The organism is Terribacillus aidingensis (assembly GCF_900215625.1).
GTDB classification, from domain to species: Bacteria; Bacillota; Bacilli; order Bacillales; family Amphibacillaceae; genus Terribacillus; species Terribacillus aidingensis.
This window is the reverse complement of sequence record NZ_OBEK01000002.1, coordinates 539,031-558,309: the sequence shown is the minus strand read 5'-3', so window position 1 is coordinate 558,309 and position 19,279 is coordinate 539,031. Positions and strand designations below refer to the sequence as shown.

Annotated in this window: 20 protein-coding genes; 17 read left to right on the top strand and 3 right to left on the bottom strand. The window is 43.3% G+C overall.

Going from position 1 to position 19,279, the window contains the following annotated elements; all coding sequences use genetic code 11:
• Position 1: 1 nt before the first annotated feature.
• Both CRO17_RS08030 and CRO17_RS08025 read right to left on the bottom strand, forming a co-directional pair.
• Positions 2-685 (bottom strand): queuosine precursor transporter, encoded by a 684-nt coding sequence (locus CRO17_RS08030; protein WP_097041060.1) that lies wholly within the window; start codon positions 683-685, stop codon positions 2-4.
• Between the two features lie 130 nt (positions 686-815).
• Positions 816-1,016 (bottom strand): cold-shock protein, encoded by a 201-nt coding sequence (locus CRO17_RS08025; RefSeq protein WP_097041058.1) that lies wholly within the window; start codon positions 1,014-1,016, stop codon positions 816-818.
• Between the two features lie 378 nt (positions 1,017-1,394).
• Here CRO17_RS08025 and CRO17_RS08020 point away from each other — a divergent pair, with 378 nt between their 5' ends.
• The 9 genes from CRO17_RS08020 (at position 1,395) to CRO17_RS07980 (ending at position 10,426) form a co-directional block, all read left to right on the top strand.
• Positions 1,395-2,243: a DUF72 domain-containing protein gene (locus CRO17_RS08020; RefSeq protein ID WP_097041056.1), complete on the top strand. Its 849-nt coding sequence runs from the start codon at positions 1,395-1,397 to the stop codon at positions 2,241-2,243.
• A gap of 19 nt (positions 2,244-2,262) precedes the next feature.
• A complete protein-coding gene (locus CRO17_RS08015) occupies positions 2,263-2,877 on the top strand; it encodes an HD domain-containing protein (protein WP_245864715.1) in 615 nt (204 codons plus the stop codon).
• A 17-nt stretch (positions 2,878-2,894) separates the two neighbouring features.
• A complete protein-coding gene (locus CRO17_RS08010) occupies positions 2,895-3,851 on the top strand; it encodes a thymidylate synthase (RefSeq protein ID WP_097041054.1) in 957 nt (318 codons plus the stop codon).
• A gap of 11 nt (positions 3,852-3,862) precedes the next feature.
• A complete protein-coding gene (locus tag CRO17_RS08005; RefSeq protein WP_097041052.1) occupies positions 3,863-4,357 on the top strand; it encodes a dihydrofolate reductase in 495 nt (164 codons plus the stop codon).
• A gap of 108 nt (positions 4,358-4,465) precedes the next feature.
• Complete coding sequence (locus CRO17_RS08000) at positions 4,466-4,681, top strand: YozE family protein (protein WP_097041050.1); 216 nt, start codon at positions 4,466-4,468, stop codon at positions 4,679-4,681.
• 130 nt (positions 4,682-4,811) lie between these two features.
• Positions 4,812-5,408: a glycerol-3-phosphate 1-O-acyltransferase PlsY gene (gene plsY / locus CRO17_RS07995; RefSeq protein WP_097041048.1), complete on the top strand. Its 597-nt coding sequence runs from the start codon at positions 4,812-4,814 to the stop codon at positions 5,406-5,408.
• 6 nt (positions 5,409-5,414) lie between these two features.
• Positions 5,415-7,019, top strand: coding sequence for an aminotransferase class V-fold PLP-dependent enzyme (locus tag CRO17_RS07990; protein ID WP_097041046.1), 1,605 nt, complete (start codon positions 5,415-5,417; stop codon positions 7,017-7,019).
• The gene (locus CRO17_RS07985) at positions 7,016-8,851 is read left to right on the top strand and encodes an LTA synthase family protein (RefSeq protein ID WP_097041044.1); all 1,836 of its coding nucleotides are present in this window, start codon (positions 7,016-7,018) and stop codon (positions 8,849-8,851) included. Before CRO17_RS07990 ends, CRO17_RS07985 begins: the two co-directional genes overlap by 4 nt.
• 183 nt (positions 8,852-9,034) lie before the next feature.
• A complete protein-coding gene (locus CRO17_RS07980; RefSeq protein ID WP_245864713.1) occupies positions 9,035-10,426 on the top strand; it encodes an L-cystine transporter in 1,392 nt (463 codons plus the stop codon).
• Between the two features lie 49 nt (positions 10,427-10,475).
• Here CRO17_RS07980 and CRO17_RS07975 read toward each other — a convergent pair whose 3' ends face one another.
• Positions 10,476-10,808, bottom strand: a complete 333-nt coding sequence (locus CRO17_RS07975) for a YolD-like family protein (RefSeq protein WP_097041043.1) — start codon at positions 10,806-10,808, stop codon at positions 10,476-10,478.
• 114 nt (positions 10,809-10,922) lie between these two features.
• On the opposite strand from CRO17_RS07975, the gene CRO17_RS07970 reads away from it, so the two are divergent.
• The 8 genes from CRO17_RS07970 (at position 10,923) to CRO17_RS07935 (ending at position 19,126) form a co-directional block, all read left to right on the top strand.
• The gene (locus CRO17_RS07970) at positions 10,923-11,141 is read left to right on the top strand and encodes a transcriptional regulator (RefSeq protein ID WP_097041041.1); all 219 of its coding nucleotides are present in this window, start codon (positions 10,923-10,925) and stop codon (positions 11,139-11,141) included.
• Positions 11,142-11,213: 72 nt separating this feature from the next.
• Positions 11,214-11,951: a YqcI/YcgG family protein gene (locus tag CRO17_RS07965; protein WP_097041039.1), complete on the top strand. Its 738-nt coding sequence runs from the start codon at positions 11,214-11,216 to the stop codon at positions 11,949-11,951.
• 71 nt (positions 11,952-12,022) lie between these two features.
• Positions 12,023-13,177 (top strand): exonuclease SbcCD subunit D, encoded by a 1,155-nt coding sequence (locus CRO17_RS07960; RefSeq protein WP_097041037.1) that lies wholly within the window; start codon positions 12,023-12,025, stop codon positions 13,175-13,177.
• 1 nt (position 13,178) lies between these two features.
• Positions 13,179-16,286: an AAA family ATPase gene (locus CRO17_RS07955; RefSeq protein WP_097041036.1), complete on the top strand. Its 3,108-nt coding sequence runs from the start codon at positions 13,179-13,181 to the stop codon at positions 16,284-16,286.
• Between the two features lie 12 nt (positions 16,287-16,298).
• Positions 16,299-16,547 carry a DUF2584 family protein gene (locus tag CRO17_RS07950; protein WP_097041034.1) on the top strand — a complete coding sequence of 83 codons (249 nt, stop codon included), beginning with the start codon at positions 16,299-16,301 and terminating at the stop codon, positions 16,545-16,547.
• A gap of 167 nt (positions 16,548-16,714) precedes the next feature.
• Positions 16,715-17,254, top strand: coding sequence for a VrrA/YqfQ family protein (gene vrrA, locus CRO17_RS07945; protein WP_097041032.1), 540 nt, complete (start codon positions 16,715-16,717; stop codon positions 17,252-17,254).
• A gap of 67 nt (positions 17,255-17,321) precedes the next feature.
• Positions 17,322-18,275, top strand: coding sequence for a peptide-methionine (S)-S-oxide reductase MsrA (gene msrA / locus CRO17_RS07940; protein WP_097041030.1), 954 nt, complete (start codon positions 17,322-17,324; stop codon positions 18,273-18,275).
• A gap of 92 nt (positions 18,276-18,367) precedes the next feature.
• The gene (locus tag CRO17_RS07935; protein WP_097041028.1) at positions 18,368-19,126 is read left to right on the top strand and encodes a TerC family protein; all 759 of its coding nucleotides are present in this window, start codon (positions 18,368-18,370) and stop codon (positions 19,124-19,126) included.
• Positions 19,127-19,279 lie beyond the last annotated feature (153 nt).

Genomic DNA, 19,279 nt, shown 5'->3' with positions numbered 1-19,279 from the left:
CCTAATCTTCCATTTTACTAGACATACGCTTTGCTCCGTATAAAAAAGGAGTGGAGATGATGCTGACAATGAATTTTAATACATATGTCGAGATGAATATTTCAATCCACACAGACCATTCATATGTGCCGGCAAAAGCAATTGTACAAAAGACAAGTGTATCTATCAGCTGACTGAACATCGTACTGCCATTATTCCGCACCCACAAGTATTTGTCATCTGGAAGCAGACGCTTAACAAGCGCATAGAGCCATACATCTATATACTGACTAATTCCAAATGCAAGCAAGCTTCCAAGTGTAATGCGCGGAATAAAACCAAATATCGTGCTGAGGGACCCTTGCGCGAAGTCACTCTCTGCAGGGTCAAATAAAAGGACACCTTGCATAATGAGCGTCATCGAGATTAAGCTAGCGAACCCGAGACCAACTACTTTTCTGGCTGCTTTCTTGCCGTAGTTTTCGTTCAGTATATCAGACGCTAAAAAAATTGTCCCGAACATAATATTTCCCATTGTTGCTGTCAATCCGAATAGTTCAATGGTTTTTGTTACTTGGATATTCGCCACAACCGTCGCCATCCCGACCCAGACGAACAATCCGAGCCGTCCGAACAAACGATACATGATTAACAGCAGAATAAAATTTATAACTGCAAATAGAATCCATAAAATTTCGTTATTCAATGCTGCTCCTCCTAGTTAAATTTACTTAGACAATGGAAGAGTATACGCTTTTTTCAAGGCCGTTGCAACTTTCGGCATTAGGGCATAAAGAAAAGCGGCAACCCCTATGGATTGCCGCTTATGTACATGATTATAGTTTTACTACGTTAGCTGCTTGAGGGCCTCTGTCTCCTTCAATTACTTCAAAGGATACTGCCTGACCTTCTTCAAGATTTTTAAAGCCTTCTTCCTGGATGGCGGAGTAATGTACAAACACATCGTTACCGTCCTCAACTTGAATGAATCCGTAACCTTTTTCGGCGTTAAACCACTTGACAATTCCGTTTGGCATATTCCTTATCCTCCTAAAGACGTTTCACAGAAAACGTATAAAAAATACAAAAAGACGTGCAAGAAATAAAAAAGGCAGCTTGTTAGAAGGGCGGAATACATGAGCTCTTCTAACAAGCTGCCGACGTTCTAATTCCGCTCATCTTGTTTGCTTGACACCAATATAGCTTATTTTAAAAAAAGCGTCAAGTAGGGAAAAATACAGATGCAATGGGAAAGTAACCGCTTTCTAAGTAAGGAAAATGGTCTGTGAGTTTGCTTATTCCTAAAATATTGCGACATTTTGTCGTTATTTTCTGCCAGAAACACTCATCGTTGATGGGATTCTGCGATTCTATTACAATAAAAGAAATTAACGAAGGTCGAAAGGAGGAAAGTTATGACGATTCAAGTCGGTGTGACGGGCTGGGGCGATCATGACAAGCTATATACGGATCCGAAAGAGCGACAGCAGAAATTAAAAACATATAGCACACATTTTGATGTGGTAGAAGTAGACACATCCTTCTATGCCATCCAGCCGATGAGCAACTACGAAAAATGGACAGCCGAAACCCCGGCGCATTTCTCTTTCGTCATAAAAGCACATCAAGATATGACGGGGCAGAGCAGGAAAAAGATGACGCGAGCAGAAGCTGCAAGTTTATTTGAAGCTTTTCTCTCCTCCATTCAGCCGGTCATTGAGGCAGACAAACTAGCGGCTATTCTTTTTCAATTTCCGCCTTGGTTTAAGGTAGAGAAGGCTAGTATCGATCGGCTTCGCTATATCCGGGCGCTGACAAAAGGGCTGCCGGTCGCCATCGAATTTCGGCACCAATCCTGGTATACAGAAGCCTATCGAAAACAAACGCTGAACCTTTTGCAAGAGTTGGAATTCATCCATACTGTCTGTGATGAACCGCAAGCAGGAAGTGGTTCTGTTCCAGCCGTTCCGGTAGCTACGAACGAGGAAATGACACTAGTCCGTTTTCACGGACGAAATGTTCATGGCTGGAACCAGCACGGAAGGGAAGACTGGCGGAAAGTTCGATTTTTGTATCGCTATAATGAAGAGGAATTGAAAGAATGGCAAGCGTCAGCTGCAAGATTGGAGCAGTCCTGTAAACGTGTTCTTCTGCTATTCAATAACAATTCCGGAGGCGACGCGAGTGATAATGCTAAAGAAATGATGCAGCTGCTCGGTCATAAGCTGCCTGATCCCCCGCCAGAACAGCTCCATTTATTTTGATTAGGAAGGATGTTGACTAGTGGAACAGGAAAAACAATTGGAAGAGATGGAGCGCTATGCGTATACTATCTTTCGAGAAGATGCAACGGGACATGACTTTTACCATATGAAACGGGTGTCAAAATTGGGCCGTAAGATTGCATTTAAAGAAGGCGCGGACCCGTTTCTAACCGAAGCTATTGGCTGGATGCATGATATCGGAGATCATAAACTGTTTGATCGGCCGGCAGATGCCATTGCTGAGGCGCAGGCATTCTTAAGAAGAATTGAATTGGAAGAAAGCACGATACGAGAGATTTTCCAAGTATGTAAGGATATATCCTTCAGTAAAGGGCGTATACCAGAAACGCTGGAAGGAAAAATCATTCAAGATGCCGATCGTCTGGATGCTATTGGCGCAATCGGAATTGGACGGACATTCGCTTTTGGCGGAGCTGCCAGCCGGCTTATTCATTGGCCGAATGATCCCAAGCAGTCGAGCATTCAGCATTTTTATGATAAACTGTTAAAATTGAAAGAAACGTTACATACGGACACAGCTAACCAGATGGCCAAGAAAAGACATGCTTTTATGGAGAGCTTCCTAGATCAGTTCTTCGAGGAATGGGACATGCCGTGCGACGATATAAAGTAAAAGGAATGTGATAGTTGATGACAACCTCTGAACAAACTTATTTGGATTTATGCAGATATGTTTTAAATAACGGCACGAAAAAAGAAGATCGCACAGGAACCGGTACGGTATCCGTATTCGGTTATCAAATGCGTTTTGATTTGAAGCAAGGTTTTCCGCTTTTGACGACAAAACGTGTACCTTTCCGACTTATTGCAAGTGAACTGCTTTGGTTCTTAAAAGGAGATACAAACATTCGTTACTTGCTTGAACATAACAATAATATCTGGAATGAATGGGCGTTTAAGAACTGGGTCGAAAGTGAGGCATACGATGGTCCGGACATGACAGATTTCGGACGCAGATCATTGCAGGATGAAACCTTCCGCGCTGCTTATGATACAGAAATGGATAAGTTTAAGCAGCTCATTTTGACTGATAATGACTTTAGTGAAAAATTCGGTCATCTTGGCGATGTTTATGGAAAACAGTGGAGAAGCTGGCAGACAACCAAAGGAGAGACGATTGATCAATTACAAGACATAATTGAAATGATCAAGAAAAATCCAGATTCACGAAGATTGATTGTTTCCGCGTGGAATCCAGAAGATGTCCCGACAATGGCATTGCCGCCTTGTCATACGATGTTCCAATTTTATGTTGCGGATAATAAATTATCTTGTCAGCTGTACCAGCGGAGCGGCGATATCTTCCTTGGCATCCCGTTCAATATTGCCAGCTATAGTTTGCTGACTCATTTAATTGCGAAAGAGTGCGGTTTGGAAGTAGGAGAATTCATTCACACAATCGGAGATGCGCATTTGTATACAAATCACTTGGAGCAAGTGGAAACACAGCTTAGCCGTACACCGAAACAATTGCCATCTTTGCATATTAAAGACAGTTTCAGCTCCGTATTCGATGCTGCTATGGAAGACTTGGAAATCGTCGGTTATGAGCCGCATCCAGCTATTAAAGCGCCAGTCGCAGTTTAAGGAGGAACACGATGATTTCTTTATTATTTGCAATGGATCAAAATCGCGGTATTGGATATAACAACGACTTGCCGTGGCGCCTTCCCAAAGATTTGCGCTTCTTTAAGGAGAAAACGACAAACCAGATTATTGTGATGGGAAGAAAAACGCTGGATTCCATGAATGGCGCACTGCCCAACCGAAAAAATATCGTACTGACGCGAGATGAGAATTTCCAGGCTGATCAAGTGATTGTCTTGCATGATATAAAGGAAATAGAAACGTTAGCGGATAAGCATCCGAATCAAGAGATATTCGTTATTGGCGGAAGCGACATTTTTGCGCAAACAGTAAAAATAGCAGACCGTATTTATATGACGTATATCGATGAATCTTTCCCGGCAGATACTTTCTTTCCTGCTATCTCAATGGAAGAGTGGCAGGAAACAGCACGGGAAAAAGGTGAGAAGAACGAACGCAATCCATATGATTATTATTTCATCCAGTATGACCGGGTGAATCGCTAAATGCTTTACGTGCTATTGCCGCCTGCTTGTTTCTTTCTTCTAATCGTACTGACAATTTATTATCCCGTTTGGAGGAACAAGAGCAAGTTCAAGAAAGAAGGTGAATAAATGCGATCTTTTTATCATTATATGATGACGCATCGCGGACGAAAGAAACCGACCGATGAGAGCCGTCTTGCTGATTGGATGTTCAGTGAACATAATTTCCCAAAGCACAGTTCATCCTATGATGAAATTAGCGAGTACCTAGAGTGGAACAGTCCGTTTCACGGATCTTTGCAGGTATTCGACCGTCTTTGGAGTACTTATGAATCGTCGGAATAAGAGAATGATATGCCTATATCTGTTGATATAGGCATTTTTTTATACCCTCTTTAGGTAAAAATTTGTCAAATATCATTGAAAGTTTACTTGTTTATTTATACTATGGAACTACGCAAGGTGGTGTAAGTTTATGGAAGGCGTTATGCTTGCATGGTTATGGATTATTCTAGCATATATACTCGGTTCCTTGAATGGAGCCTATTATTTAACGAAATGGAAGCATGGAATTGATATACGGACGACCGGCAGCGGTAATGCAGGCGCGACTAATGCCGGAAGATCAATGGGGAAGAAGGGCTTTCTGCTCGTTCTTATTTTTGACTTGGCTAAAGGCATGCTTGCTGTGCTGCTTGTCCGCTGGAGCGGCGGAACGGAAGTTATCGCAGGCCTAAGTGCTGCTGCGGCCGTATTGGGACACATTTTCCCGATTCAGCTTCGCTTTCGCGGCGGAAAAGGAATAGCTGTGTCACTTGGAGCACTTGTAATCTTTTCTTTTCAAGCAACCTTTCTCTTACTTGCCGTATTTCTATGTATCTATCTTTTCTTTAGAAGATTTAGTGCCTCAGGATTGCTCGCTTACGTGAGTACAGCTGCACTGCTCCCGTTTTTACGGTTGGACGTACTTACAATCGCAGTTTACGTTGTAGTGACTGTCCTTGTCCTAGCAGCACATCACACACATGTGAAAGCTGCATGGAACTATTTGCTATTACGTAACGAAAGGTGACATACAATGAATTCGACACAATTACAGTATAAAATCGCAACAGAAACGTGGGAATTCGAACAAATACACGCTCTGAATTATCGTACATTTACAGAAGAAATCCCTCAGTTTGAAGTGAATGAGGGGCGCAGCCGAATTGATCGCTTTAATGAAGAAAATACATATATTATTGGGCTTGACGGGCAGACGGTCGTTGCCATGATTGCTATTCGTTCGAATAGACCTTTTTCACTTGACCTAAAAATAGATAACCTTGATAATCTTCTTCCTCCGCATAAAGCCAAATGTGAAATCAGGCTGCTTGCCGTAGAAAAAGCTTATCGGAATAGCTTTGTTTTCTTCCGCCTTGCCGAGGCTTTGATTAACTATTGTCTAGACCATGGCTTTGATATGGCTGTTATTTCCGGTATTATGCGACAGCAAAAGCTCTACCGGCATATGGGGTTCGTTCCGTTTGGTAGTTTGACTGGAAATGGGGAGGCGCAGTACCAGCCGATGTACGTGACGGAAGAATTATTCCAGCGTAAAGCGCGGGCTTTTCAGCGGATACTTTCGAAGCAAAAGCCGATTAGTTTCCTTCCGGGGCCTGTTCCTATGGCCGACGAAGTAAAACAGGCTATGGGTCAGACTGCATGCTCGCACCGCGCGCCGGTTTTTCGTGATCAGCTTCATCAGCTGCGGGAGAAACTAAAAAAACTGACACACGCTAAACACGTGCAAATTATGCTGGGATCGGGCACACTTGGAAACGATGCAGCAGCAGCACAGCTTTCGTTTCTGAACCAGCACGGACTTATCCTTGTGAATGGTGAATTTGGTTTGCGGCTGACAGATCACGCACAGCGGGCAGGACTGTCTTTCACCTCCTTGGAGATACCTTGGGGACAAGCATTTGATTATCAGCACATTTTGGCAGAAGCAAAGAAGCATAATGTTGGCTGGATTTGGGCTGTGCATGCAGAAACGTCAACCGGTGTACTGCAGGACTTGGATAAGCTGAAGCAAATCGCCCGGCATACAGACAGCAAGCTTATTTTGGATTGCTGCAGCTCCCTTGGTAATGTGCCAATTGATTTGAGCGGTGTCTATCTAGCTACCGCTGGAAGCGGCAAAGGATTGGCTTCTTACGCAGGGTTAGCATTCGTTTTCTATCATCATGAAATCAAGATCTCAAACAGCATTCCACGTTATCTTGATCTTGGTCTTTACCATTCATGTGAAAATACACCTTTTACACATTCTTCTAATCAGCTCGCTGCATTAGCTGCAGCTATTGATCAATGGGAAAAGAAGAAGTTAATGGAGAAGGTTAGCTTGTTGACAGATAAACTTGTCAGCCTGTGCAATCAAAAGGGACTTCCATACTTAGCAGACGACAGATGCCGCGCTGCAGGCATATTGACAATCCCCCTTCCAAAGGAATGCCGGTCCGAAACTATTGGACGCATACTTGCGGAGAAAGGATTCCTAATCAGCTGCAATAGCAGCTACTTGATTGAAAACAATTGGGTGCAGCTAGCTGTTATGGGACATCATGAAGAGAAGAATCTGGTTCGTGTCACCGAGGAACTTGCCAGCCTGATCCGAAAGAAGGAAACAATCACCCAATGAGATTTTTGTCTACTGTCAAAGGTTACTGCTCGGTTGGAGCAATCCTTCTGTTATGTAAAATGTACTTAATAAGTATTATCTATTTTGACTTGCCATTATATGAACCGTTTGATTATCTCCAGTTGTTTTTATCGAGTTTGTCGTCTGTCGCAGTGCTCGTGCTGCTGTTATATGTTTTTGCTCGAAAACTGCGAGCCGGCTCACTCTTAATTCTGCATATAATCTTGACAGGCGTTCTCTATGGCAACTTACTGTATTTTCGTTTTTACATCGACTTTGTAACATTGCCTATTCTATTCCAATTCCAAAACGTCGGCGGTCTTAGCCAGAGTACAGTAGAATTGATGGACACGCTAGATTTGGTGTTGTTTGCGGATACCGTTTTCCTGCTCATCTGGTGGCTGATCAAACGGCCGAAACCGGTGCGTTTGAACTGGAGAAGAAAAGGACTTTTTACTAGCACTATTATCTTGCTTATTGGTCTTAATATTGGTATCGGTCAAATTGGAGCAGGAGATCAGCATGATGGGAGCTTTAACCGTACTGCTAAGGTAAGTGAGCTAGGTCCGGTTTATTATCACGGATATGATATCTATCAAACCGTTCGTGCTGAGCTCAGCAGTGAATTTGCGACAAAGAAAGATTATGAGAAAGCTGCTGCTTACTTGGAGCGCACAAATAAGGATGTTCAGTCTGATTATTTTGGTATTGCAAAAGGAAAAAACGTCATTCTTATAAATCTGGAATCAACACAACAGTTTGTTATAGGACGAAAAGTAAAAGGGGAAGAGATTACCCCATTCCTTAATAGCTTAATCAAGGATAGTTTTTATTTCGACCATGTGTATCATCAAACTGCCCAGGGAAAAACTTCGGATGCTGAGTTTATGTTTGATCAGTCCTTATATCCTTTATCGAGCGGATCTGTTTATGTACGTCGTCCGGATAACGAATACATTGCCATGCCTGAAATATTAGCCAAGTCCGGTTATCATAGTGCGTCTTTCCATGGAAATGTCGCAAGCTTCTGGAACCGCGAAGAAGCATATGATGCATTTGGCTACAACGACTTTTTCTCAATGAATTCTTATGATGTGACGGAAGCAAACAGTGTGAACTACGGTATCAAGGATGGCGCTTTCCTTGAACAATCCATGCCTTACTTAAAAAGTTTAGAGGAACCGTTTTACAGTAAATTCCTGTTGCTGACAAACCATTTTCCTTTTATCTTGGATGAAGAGGACATTTTACTGGATGATGCAGATACAGGTGTCGATGTAGTAGATCGTTATTTCCAGACTGTCCGCTATCAAGACGAGATGCTGCAGAATTTTTTTGAAGACCTGAAAAAGTCGGGTTTGTATGAAAACTCTGTTGTAGTCTTGATTGGTGATCATTATGGTATTTCCGAAAGCTATTATGACGGCATTGAAACGTACCTCGATGAGGAACTTTCCACGCCGGAGGAACTTGATTTGCAGCGGGTGCCCTTAATTATTCACGTGCCTGGTGAGGAAGGAAAGACCATTCATCATCCAGGCGGTCAGATTGATATCCAGCCAACCATCTTGCATCTGTTAGGCACTGATACGAGTCCTTATCCTCATTTTGGACAAGATTTGCTGGCAGATGATCGTGATTCTTTCGTTGTGTTGCGAGATGGTGACTTCATTACAGAAGATGTAACCTATACAAAGCAGCTTTGTTATGACAGAGCAACATCGAAACAGACTGATATGAGCCGCTGTGCTCCATTTTTCGAAAAACGAAACAAAGAATTATATTACTCAGATGCCATTTTAAATGGTGATCTGCTGCGCTTTGCCGAATGATGCGTCCAGCCCCTAGCAGGGGCTGGACATTTTTTGTTTGTATATAGAAGCTACCATAGCAGTGGGCAGATCATTTTTTGTAGATATAAAAATATTTACTTAATCCTTCCAACATGCTATTGTAAAAAAAGGTTCAATTCATACTTAGTTGATAGGGATTATTGATTTAGGGAGGGATATTGGTTGGACTTATTTACAGCTATTAATATTATTGTTTTATTAGGATTACTTTTTGTTCTTTATTGGATGCAAAAGAAACACGTTTCCTTTTCGAAACGGGTATTGACGGGGCTGGGGCTTGGCATTGTATTTGGAGTTGCTCTGCAATTAATCTATCAGCCTGCCTCCGACACGATTACGCAGACAAATGATTGGTTTGGAATCGTGGGAAGCGGATATGTTAAACTTCTGCAAATGATCGTTATGCCGCTTGTCTTCATTTCTATCGTTGCAGCGTTTACGAGATTGAAGAAGTCCGCTAACCTTGGTAAAATCAGCGGGCTGGTAATTGGAACATTGCTTTTAACGACAGCTATTGCAGCTGCTATCGGTATTGCATCCACTGTCGGATTTGACCTGAAAGCGATCGACGTTAATACAAGTGTTGCCGAGGAAGCGAGAGGGCAGGAATTAGAAGAGCGTTTAACTGACGTACAAAGCACAACAGTTCCGCAGAAAATATTGGAGTTTCTTCCTACTAATCCATTTCAAGACTTAACTGGAGCTCGGCCGACATCTACAATAGCAGTAGTCATTTTTGCAGCATTTGTTGGTGTCGCTTATTTGGGAGTGAGAAAAAAACATCCTGAACAAGCTGACTTTTTCCAGAGAATAGTAGAGTCCTTGCACAGTATTGTAATGCGCATTGTAACACTTGTTTTACGACTTACACCTTATGGGATACTTGCTTTAATGGCCAGAACAGTTGCAGGAAGTGATTTTAATGCTATCGCAACGCTAGGGAAGTTTGTTATCGCTTCTTATGTGGCGCTGATTGCCATGTTCCTAGTTCATTTGCTTATCTTGGCTGTTATGGGACTTAGTCCAAAACAATATGTGAAAAAAGTTATGCCTGTGCTTGTATTTGCCTTCACTGCGCGTACCAGTGCAGGAACGTTACCATTAAATGTTGATGCACAACGGAATAAGCTGGGGGTTCCAGAGTCTATTGCGAACTTCTCTGCTTCGTTTGGTATTACAATTGGGCAGAATGGCTGTGCTGGCATTTATCCAGCTATGCTGGCTGTCATGATCGCACCTTCACAAGGTATTGATCCTTTGTCGCCGTCTTTCCTTTTCACTCTCATACTTGTCGTCATGATTAGTTCGTTCGGTGTAGCTGGTGTTGGGGGAGGCGCAACATTTGCTTCTTTAATTGTTCTCTCAACGATGAATTTGCCAGTAGCTTTAGCAGGCGTATTGATATCTATCGAGCCGCTTATCGATATGGGCCGTACAGCGGTAAATGTGAGCGGTTCTATGGTGTCCGGCCTGGTAACAAGCCGTTCACTAGGAGAACTGGATACAAAAAAATATCGTTCAGATGATGTTTCCTCTGAAAGCACTGCAGTATAAACTGACTTTTCGAAATGCCGTTCCCAGCCGGGGAGCGGTATTTTTTTATTTAATGGAATGAAATATCGATCAGCCGATTAAACGGAATACGAACAGGATACAAACGATTTGCTGTATCAAGAAGCAGATATTGTTCAGCTGGTTTCAAGCCGGTCACAATACCTGAGGCTCTATTCACTTTGTTGCCGCTGCTATAAACAATAAGTGCTTTTGTTGTTCCGATTTGGATTTGCCGGACTTTTTGTTCCAGTTCTTCCAGCTGCTGTTCATCTAAAATTGGCGCCTTTTCTACACCGATTTCACGTCCCATTTGCTGCAGCATCTCTACATGTTCCGGCAGCATTAAAGATGTCCATTTTATTTTTCCTCGATCGTGCACCATACATCATTCCTCCTGTTCTCATTATATACGAACGCATGTTCCTTTTTCAAGTGACAAAGAACAATTGTTCGTATATAATGCAAGTAAATAACGAGCAGAAAGCAGGGATCTAAAATGAAACAAAGTGCAGTGGCAAAATTTTTGAAGCAGCAGGTGACGATGATTTATATGGCAAAAGATGGCTCGGTAACAAAACGCCGTATAAAAATAGACCTGATAACAGAAACAGCTGTTACTGGCTATTGCTATTTGCGAAAACAGCAGCGTACATTTCGACTGGATCATATTCTTGCTATGCAGCCACAAAAAACCTCGTGGCGCATTTCTTCTTAAAACCTATACTCACCACCGCACTTCTTCCTGAATAATGTACTAGGGATATAACTAGGTAAAGGAGAACGTGCGATGACCACCTTGTTTGATGTCCACAACTCTGAATATCACCAGCTAACTTCATGGCAGCAAGATATGCTCCAGTGCTTTCATAGCAAACTATCTGATCAAGAAAATAAGTTTCCTTGTATTCCAGCAACTGCTGGCCATGCGCTTGGCCAATTCCGCTATGGCTTCGCTGATGATCCAACAACAGAAGATGCAGCTAAACAATTGGCTGGCTTATTAGAGGAATATGGAAAGAATTCAAGGGAATTTGGCTCTTATACTTCCCTGATTGTGTTTTTTGATACAGCAAAACAGCAAGAACTTCAATTGGATGTTCCGGCTTATTTCAAAATCTTCTGGGAGCTGCTAAGCAGGGCAACTGACTATGATACAAGTAACTGGCCGGTCCAGATTCCTAAAGACCCTAAAGAAATACTATGGGAATATTGCTTTGGCGAAGAAAAGTACTTTATGTATTGCGCTACACCGTCTCATCAAGTGAAAAGAAGCCGAAACTTCCCATGTATGATGCTGGCAATCACACCTAGATGGGTGTTGGAGGAGTTTCAATCAAAGCCGAAGCCTGCGGCAGCAATCAAAAATAAAATTCGGCAGCGGATACGCGCTTATGATTCCAATGAAGTTCACCCTGACTTGAATGCGTACGGTAACAATGACAATCTGGAATGGAAACAATACTTCCTCCATGATGACAATACCTCACCTGCACGCTGTCCGTTTCACCGAAGAAAGCAAGACTAGCAATTTCCTGGCGGTTCTTCCCATACCACCCTTAAACAAATCATGCTAGAATAATAGCAGGAGGAATTCGTATGAAACTATTGCATACTGCTGATTGGCATCTGGGCAAGATTGTCAACAGCGTACATATGACAGACGATCAAGCGCTCATCTTGGAGAAGATCAAACTAGTCATAGAAAAAGAACAGCCTGACGCAGTTATTGTGGCTGGTGACTTATACGACCGAGCAATTCCGCCGCGTGATGCGGTCGAGCTCTTAAATAATACATGGAACTGGCTGATTGGCGAAAAGGAAATTCCGGTATTGTCAATCAGCGGTAACCATGACAGTCCTGATCGCCTTGATTTTGGCAGTCAGCTGTTTAAAGCAAGCAACCTTTATATTGAAACAAAACTGCGAGAAGGACTTGAGCCAGTGACCCTGCAAGATGCGTATGGGCCAGTCCATTTTCATTTGATTCCATATACCGAACCGGCTGATGTGCGGGCCTTTTTCAAAGACGACACAATCACTACCCATCAGCGTGCGATGGAGCGCATCGTGTCTTTTATAACAGACAACAACAATATGGCAGAACGCCATGTTTTTGTCGGACATGCTTTTCTGGCAGGAGGCATGGAATCTGACTCTGAGGAGCGGCTTTCGATGATTGGAGGAAGCCCATATGTGGATGCATCTCTGTTTGAACCGTTTACGTATGCTGCTTTTGGGCATTTACACCAAGCACAGCGAATTACGAGTGATCATATTCGCTACAGCGGTTCACCGCTTAAGTACTCCTTTTCAGAAGCAAATCATAAGAAATCAGTGACCATCATCGAGCTGGATGACTCAGGATTTCAATCATTTGAAAAAATCGACCTGGAACCAAAAAGAGATATGCGGATAGTCGAGGGCTATTTTGATGAATTAATGGAGGGCGTCTCCGGCGGCAACACAACAGATTATTTGCATATTCGTTTGCTTGATGATGGACAGCTGCTGGATCCGATGGGCAAACTGCGTAAGCTTTATCCAAATATCCTTCGATTGGAGCGAAAAGCAAAAAGCGGGGCTAGCTCCATGTCTGATATAAAGGAAATCAAAGAGAAACAGCGCATGTCACATCTGCAGCTATTTGCTGCATTTTATGAGGAGATGAAAGGTGAAGCCATACCGGAGCATCGCCAAACGCAAATGGAAACAATCATTCAGCGTTTAATTGAGGAAGAAAGGAGGGGATAATATGCGTGCTATCACCCTGCAAATGACCGCATTCGGACCATACCATAAGCCGCAGACTATTGATTTTCGGGAGCTCGGGGCCGAATCTATCTTTTTAATTACTGGACCGACAGGCGCCGGAAAGACAACTATTTTTGATGCAATTTGTTATAGCCTCTATGGACGGGCAAGCGGCAGTGACCGGGATCAGGATTCGCTGCGCAGTCATTTCGCTGCGCCAGGCGAGATTACGGAAGTCCGTTATTGTTTCTCCTTGCGCGGAACCGAATATGAAGTTATACGTTACCCGAAACAGCAAAAAAAGAAAGAACGCGGCGAAGGATTTACCGATGATCCGGCAAGAGCGGAATTTTACGAATGGAAAGACGGAGAAAAGTCTCTCATTACATCTCGAATCAAAGAAGTCAATGAAGCCATAGAAGAAAAAATCGGACTTGATTATGAGCAATTTCGTAAAATGATCATGATTCCGCAAGGCGAATTTCGAAAGCTTATCTCGGAAAATAGCAAAGATAGAGAAGAAATTCTCCAGCGGATTTTCCGTACGTACTTTTACGAACGCATGACAGAAACGCTGAAGGACGAAGCCAAGCAGTTAAAAGAGAGCTTGCAGCAAACCGAATGGAAAGAACAGCAGCAAATCAGCAAAATAGAATGGCGCTCACAGGAGCCATCTGAAACAGACAGCGTCCCTGATGTCATGAAAAAACTGCAGCTTGAACTGGATGCAATGGATTTGTCTGTCACAAAAGGTGAAAAAGAGCTGACAAAGCATAAACAAATTTGGCAGGAACGGCAAAAGCAGCTTTATGAAGCAAAACAGCTGCTTGCTACATTTGATTACCTGGAACAAGCATTAAAACAAGATGAACAGCTGCAGCAAAAGCAGCTGGAAATGCAACAGAAGCAAGTACGTCTTCAAGAGATGCAACGGGCCAGCCGACTTCTGCCTTACGAACAGCAGCTGGCTGCCCGCAAAGACGAATGGCAGCGCCAGGTAAGGCAGCAGCAAGAGACAAAGGCAAAGAAGGATCAGTTAGAGAAACAATTCGAAACAACCAAGTCTTCTTACATGAAGGCAAAGGAATTAGAGCCTCAACGGCAAAAACAGCAAGAGCAGCTTCAGCTTCAAAAGCAGCAGCTGGAACAATTGCAAATATATGAGAAGCGCAAGCAAGAATTAAACAGCATCCAAAAGAAACTGGAAGAAAAACAGCAGCAAATCAATAAACTAAAAGATGCCCATACGGAACGAAAAAATAAACAGCTTGCGCTGGAAAAAGATATAAGCCGAGAATCAGCAATTATACAGTCGTATTACGAAGAACAGCGTGAGCTGGAAAAGATTGAGCATCAGCTTACAGAAATAGCTCGCTTAAAAGATGCTTTCCGTCAGCTGCAAGAGATGCGTACGAGTTACCAGCAGGCAGTACAGCGATTGCAGGAACAGGAAAAAAATGTGCAGCAGCTGCGGCAGGATATTAAAGAGATGGAAGAAGCACAAGCAGCTCACCATGCCGCTCATTTGGCACAGCAGCTGACAGAAGGTGAACCATGTCCGGTCTGCGGTTCTGCCGAGCATCCTTCTCCTGCGCACACGTCTGGGCATGTCCAGTCTTTTGAACTGTTAAAACAAAAGAGAGTACTGCTTGAAAACGCCCAGCGTGCATATGATGACGTACAGAAACATTATATAGAAGCTAAATCAAATGGGCAGGCGATCCGGCAAGTAACCGATGAATTGGCTCAGAGTATTTTAGGTGACTCGGCTTACGATCAGGCGAAAGCAGATGAACTGACAGAAGAGATGCACAATCGTAAAGAGAAAATTACTGCCTCTTTACAGCAAAAACAAAAAGAGCGCAAGCATATTGAGCAGTTAAAACAGGCGATCGAGCAGATTAAACAAACGTTTGAACAAGAAGAAAAAGCTGCTGAAGAGCTGCAAACTGCGATTCGGAGTCTTGAAGAGTCCTGCCACCACGCGGAAGCAGAAGTTCGTTTACAGCGTAAGCAGCTGCCAGAGGTACTTCCGGATCCGTCAGATTGGGAGCTTACCATTAAACAAGCTGAGACTGCACTCAATACAGCGATTAGCGAATGGGAAGCACTGCAGCATAATTATGAAGAGATATCCAAAAGCAGAGAACAAATTGCGGCTGCTTTGGAATCGACTGCAAAATTCACGTCTGATTTGGAACAAACATATCGTCAGCAAGAAAAAGACTATCTTAAGAAGCTTGAAGAGGCAGGGTTTACAGACACAGAAGCATTTTTGACAGCTAAAGGAACAGATAGAGAGATGCGGGCACTGCAAGAGGAACTGGAAAGCTATGATCAACAGCGCCGCAGCCTCAGCGAACGTATTGCTGAATTGCAAAAGCAGACGGATCAGCGTGAAAGACCGAACCTCACTGTGTATGAGCAAGCTGTAACAGAAGCAGAGCAAGTATTTGAAGCGGAAAATGCGAAACTGAATGCCGCAAGAAGTTATGTTTCGCAGCATAATGTTATTAAAGATTCCTTACAAGCACTCCAGAAAGAAGCAGCCGATCAAAAGGTTCGCTATTATGATATTGGTGAATTGGCCAATCTAGCTAAAGGAGACAACAGTCTTCGTCTATCGTTTGAGCGTTATGTGTTAACGAGTTTCTTAGATGAAATCATTCTCCAAGCAAATATCCGATTAGAAGAAATGACAGATCACCGCTACCAGCTGAAGCGGAGCGGCCAAATAGCCAAGCGCGGGGCACAAAGCGGATTGGACTTGGAAGTGATAGATCATCATACCGGTCAGGAGCGGCCAGTTAAGACATTATCCGGCGGTGAAGGGTTTAAAGCAGCTCTTTCTCTGGCACTCGGGATGTCGGATGTTGTCCAGGCGCATGCAGGCGGTGTTGAACTGGAAACGTTATTTATTGATGAAGGTTTTGGTACATTGGATGAGGTATCGCTGGAACAGGCGATTGATAGCTTGAAGGGACTGCAAGCGAGCAATCGGGTACTCGGTATTATTTCCCATGTGCCGCAATTGAAGGAAGAAATTCATGCAAAGCTGCAGATTGATAGTTCCCCGACTGGATCAGCAGCAAAATTCATTTTCCAATAAGGAGGAGACACGATGGGAACACCTATCAATTTTGAGACGGTTCTGCGTACAGAAGGCAAAGAAAAACGCATTGACAGTAAAGAAAATATATTTCAGCTTCAGCTGCAAGGTTATCATCTATTTCCTCTGCACCAGCCAATCGAAATTACCCGCACGAAAGAGACAGATGAGATTGGCACAGCTATCATTGTCGAATTAACGCTGAAAGAGAAGCAAACTTTTTGTACGTATCAGCTAATTTCGTTATCAAGCGTCAATTGATGACATTTTTCACAATGTTTTAGGTTATGTATTGGAGAATACTGCGCTTGCCCGGGAAATAGTTAATCGAAAGGGAAATATCTTGCCTTTCTGCTGAATAGAATGGAACAGAATACTTCTTTCTAGCGTACACTGGTATAAATATTGACGCGAGAAGAGGTATAACAATGGCAAGAAATCCATTCGGCCCCCCAGTCCGCAGCGGGCAGGGGTTTACCCCTGTGCGGCGGAATCCGTTTCCTTCCAGACAAATAGCTGTACAACAGGCGCCGCGCACGAATGGCGGTGTAGCTGGTCTTTTGCAGAAAGTTTTGAATCGCGGCGGTGCTAAAACGCAGAATGCAGCAAGAGCGGCCCTGCCGGCAAGCACCAGTAATTCGGGCGGTATATCGTTACTTGACATGGTGAATCATACGCAAAGTGCGCTTAAAGCAGCCGAATCCTTTATGCCGATGGTTCAAGAATATGGACCAATGGTGAAGAATCTGCCTTCGATGCTGAAGATGATGAAGGCATTAAAAGATATTGACTTTGACGAAGATGAAGAAAAGGCATCGGAAACAGCAGCAGAGGAGAAAAAGGAAGAAAGCATTTCTCCGAGTTCGCTCTCTGATAAAAAGGAATCAGAAAAGGATTACAATAGAGCATCTGTAAAGAAAGAAACGAAAAAAAGTACCGGCGCTTCCCTTCCGAAATTGTATATATAAGCGTGCTACTTGATTTTTTTCTCCAAAAGAGGAAAATATAGAGCATACGATAAAGGAGGGATTTTTAGTGGCATTACAACACGCAACCTTTGCAGGAGGCTGTTTCTGGTGCATGGTAGAACCATTCACAGAACGTCCTGGTATTGAGGCTGTAGTCTCCGGGTATACAGGCGGCGACAAACCGAATCCCACATACGAAGAAGTTTGCTCGAATACGACCGGACACGTCGAGGCTGTCCAAATTACGTTTAATCCAGATGTTTTTCCTTATGAAAAACTAGTAGAGACATTTTGGCAGCAAATCGATCCTACAGATGCAGGCGGCCAGTTCCATGACCGCGGCCAATCTTATGAGACGGCAATCTTTTACCATGATGAACAGCAGCGGCAAGCGGCAGTAGCATCCAAAGCGAAGCTGCAGGAAAGCGGACGGTTTCAAAAAGATATCGTGACACCGATCCTTCCTGCCAAGCCGTTTTATCCTGCTGAGGAGAAACATCAGGATTATTACAAGAAAAACAAGTTTCACTACAAAATGTACAAGCGCGGGTCAGGTCGTGAGGACTTTATCAAGCAGCATTGGGGTCCTAAAAAAGACAAAGCAAAATTAAAAGAAATCCTGACACCAATTCAGTATCACGTAACACAGGAGAATGGAACGGAAAGACCTTTCGAAAACGAATACTGGAACAATACGAATGAAGGCATTTATGTGGATGTTGTTTCTGGCAAAGCGTTATTCTCATCAAAAGATCAATATGATGCTGGATGCGGTTGGCCAAGCTTTACGAAGCCAATCGATTCTTATGAAGTGAAGGAAAACATGGACCTTACACATGGTATGGTCAGAACAGAGGTACGATCAGCAGAAAGTGATTCGCATCTTGGACATGTTTTCGATGACGGGCCGCAAGCAACTGGCGGTTTACGTTATTGCATGAACTCTGCTGCGATGAAATTCGTCCCAGTGAGCGAGATGGAAAAAGAAGGATACGGAGAGTATTTATATCTCTTCAAGTAAGATTTACAATTAAATAATTATAGCAACTGGCTTTGCTCTTGTTCGCTTGTTTATGGAACAGGAGCATTGTTTTGGACAAGGAGTATAAAACTATGGATTCTTCGTTATGGCTTGAATATGGCTGGATCTTACTAGTCCTGATTGGATTGGAAGGATTACTTGCAGCCGATAATGCGCTTGTGATGGCGCTTATCGTAAAACACTTACCAGAGGAAAAACAGAAAAGGGCTTTATTATACGGTTTAGGCGGAGCATTCATTTTCCGGTTCGCATCCTTGTTCTTTGTCAGTTACCTTGTGAATATCTGGCAGATTCAAGCATTAGGCGCTCTTTATCTGCTATATATATCATTATCGAACCTTGTGAAGCTGAAAAAGAATGGCGGGGAAGAGGACGCCGAAAGTCCGTTCAGTAAGAAGAGCTCCGGTTTCTGGATGACTGTTTTGAAAGTGGAACTAGCAGATATTGCGTTTGCTGTAGACTCCATCTTAACGGCCGTTGCACTTGCTGCGTCTTTATCGGCTACCCCGCTTCCGCATATCGGCGGAATGGACGGCGGTCAGTTCCTCGTTGTACTTGCCGGTGGTATGATTGGGTTGATTTTAATCCGGATTGCTGCTTCTTATATCGTGAAAATTTTGGACAAGCGTCCAGGACTAGAGGCCGCAGCATATTTAATCATCGGCTGGGTCGCGATTAAATTGGCTATCCATACGCTTGCACATCCAGCGCTAAAGCTTATTCCCGAGCATTTCCCTGATTCAACAGGATGGAACGCAACGTTCTGGATCGTGATGGCAATTATCGCAATTAGCGGCTGGTTCTACAAACCGAAAAGTGAAAGGTCATGATCTGAGTGAGCAGTACTGGTCATTTACGACCTATTCTACAGTCTTATGCAATTGCTCTCATCGGAGGCGGTCTCTTTCTTTTGCTGCATTTGCCGCTTCCGTGGATTCTTGGACCTGTAACCGCGCTCCTGTTATCTAAAATGATTTGGAATA

Bases quoted from the DNA above. Each gene is read 5' to 3' on its own strand.
- CRO17_RS07970 (WP_097041041.1), top strand. From the start codon at position 10,923: ATGAAACAAAGTGCAGTGGCAAAATTTTTGAAGCAGCAGGTGACGATG.
- CRO17_RS08010 (WP_097041054.1), top strand. From the start codon at position 2,895: ATGACAACCTCTGAACAAACTTATTTGGATTTATGCAGATATGTTTTA.
- CRO17_RS07935 (WP_097041028.1), top strand. From the start codon at position 18,368: ATGGATTCTTCGTTATGGCTTGAATATGGCTGGATCTTACTAGTCCTG.
- vrrA (WP_097041032.1), top strand. From the start codon at position 16,715: ATGGCAAGAAATCCATTCGGCCCCCCAGTCCGCAGCGGGCAGGGGTTT.
- CRO17_RS07975 (WP_097041043.1), bottom strand. From the start codon at position 10,808: ATGGTGCACGATCGAGGAAAAATAAAATGGACATCTTTAATGCTGCCG.
- CRO17_RS08020 (WP_097041056.1), top strand. From the start codon at position 1,395: ATGACGATTCAAGTCGGTGTGACGGGCTGGGGCGATCATGACAAGCTA.
- CRO17_RS08025 (WP_097041058.1), bottom strand. From the start codon at position 1,016: ATGCCAAACGGAATTGTCAAGTGGTTTAACGCCGAAAAAGGTTACGGA.
- CRO17_RS07960 (WP_097041037.1), top strand. From the start codon at position 12,023: ATGAAACTATTGCATACTGCTGATTGGCATCTGGGCAAGATTGTCAAC.
- plsY (WP_097041048.1), top strand. From the start codon at position 4,812: ATGGAAGGCGTTATGCTTGCATGGTTATGGATTATTCTAGCATATATA.
- CRO17_RS07950 (WP_097041034.1), top strand. From the start codon at position 16,299: ATGGGAACACCTATCAATTTTGAGACGGTTCTGCGTACAGAAGGCAAA.
- CRO17_RS07990 (WP_097041046.1), top strand. From the start codon at position 5,415: ATGAATTCGACACAATTACAGTATAAAATCGCAACAGAAACGTGGGAA.
- CRO17_RS07955 (WP_097041036.1), top strand. From the start codon at position 13,179: ATGCGTGCTATCACCCTGCAAATGACCGCATTCGGACCATACCATAAG.
- CRO17_RS08000 (WP_097041050.1), top strand. From the start codon at position 4,466: ATGCGATCTTTTTATCATTATATGATGACGCATCGCGGACGAAAGAAA.
- CRO17_RS08005 (WP_097041052.1), top strand. From the start codon at position 3,863: ATGATTTCTTTATTATTTGCAATGGATCAAAATCGCGGTATTGGATAT.
- CRO17_RS07965 (WP_097041039.1), top strand. From the start codon at position 11,214: ATGACCACCTTGTTTGATGTCCACAACTCTGAATATCACCAGCTAACT.
- CRO17_RS07985 (WP_097041044.1), top strand. From the start codon at position 7,016: ATGAGATTTTTGTCTACTGTCAAAGGTTACTGCTCGGTTGGAGCAATC.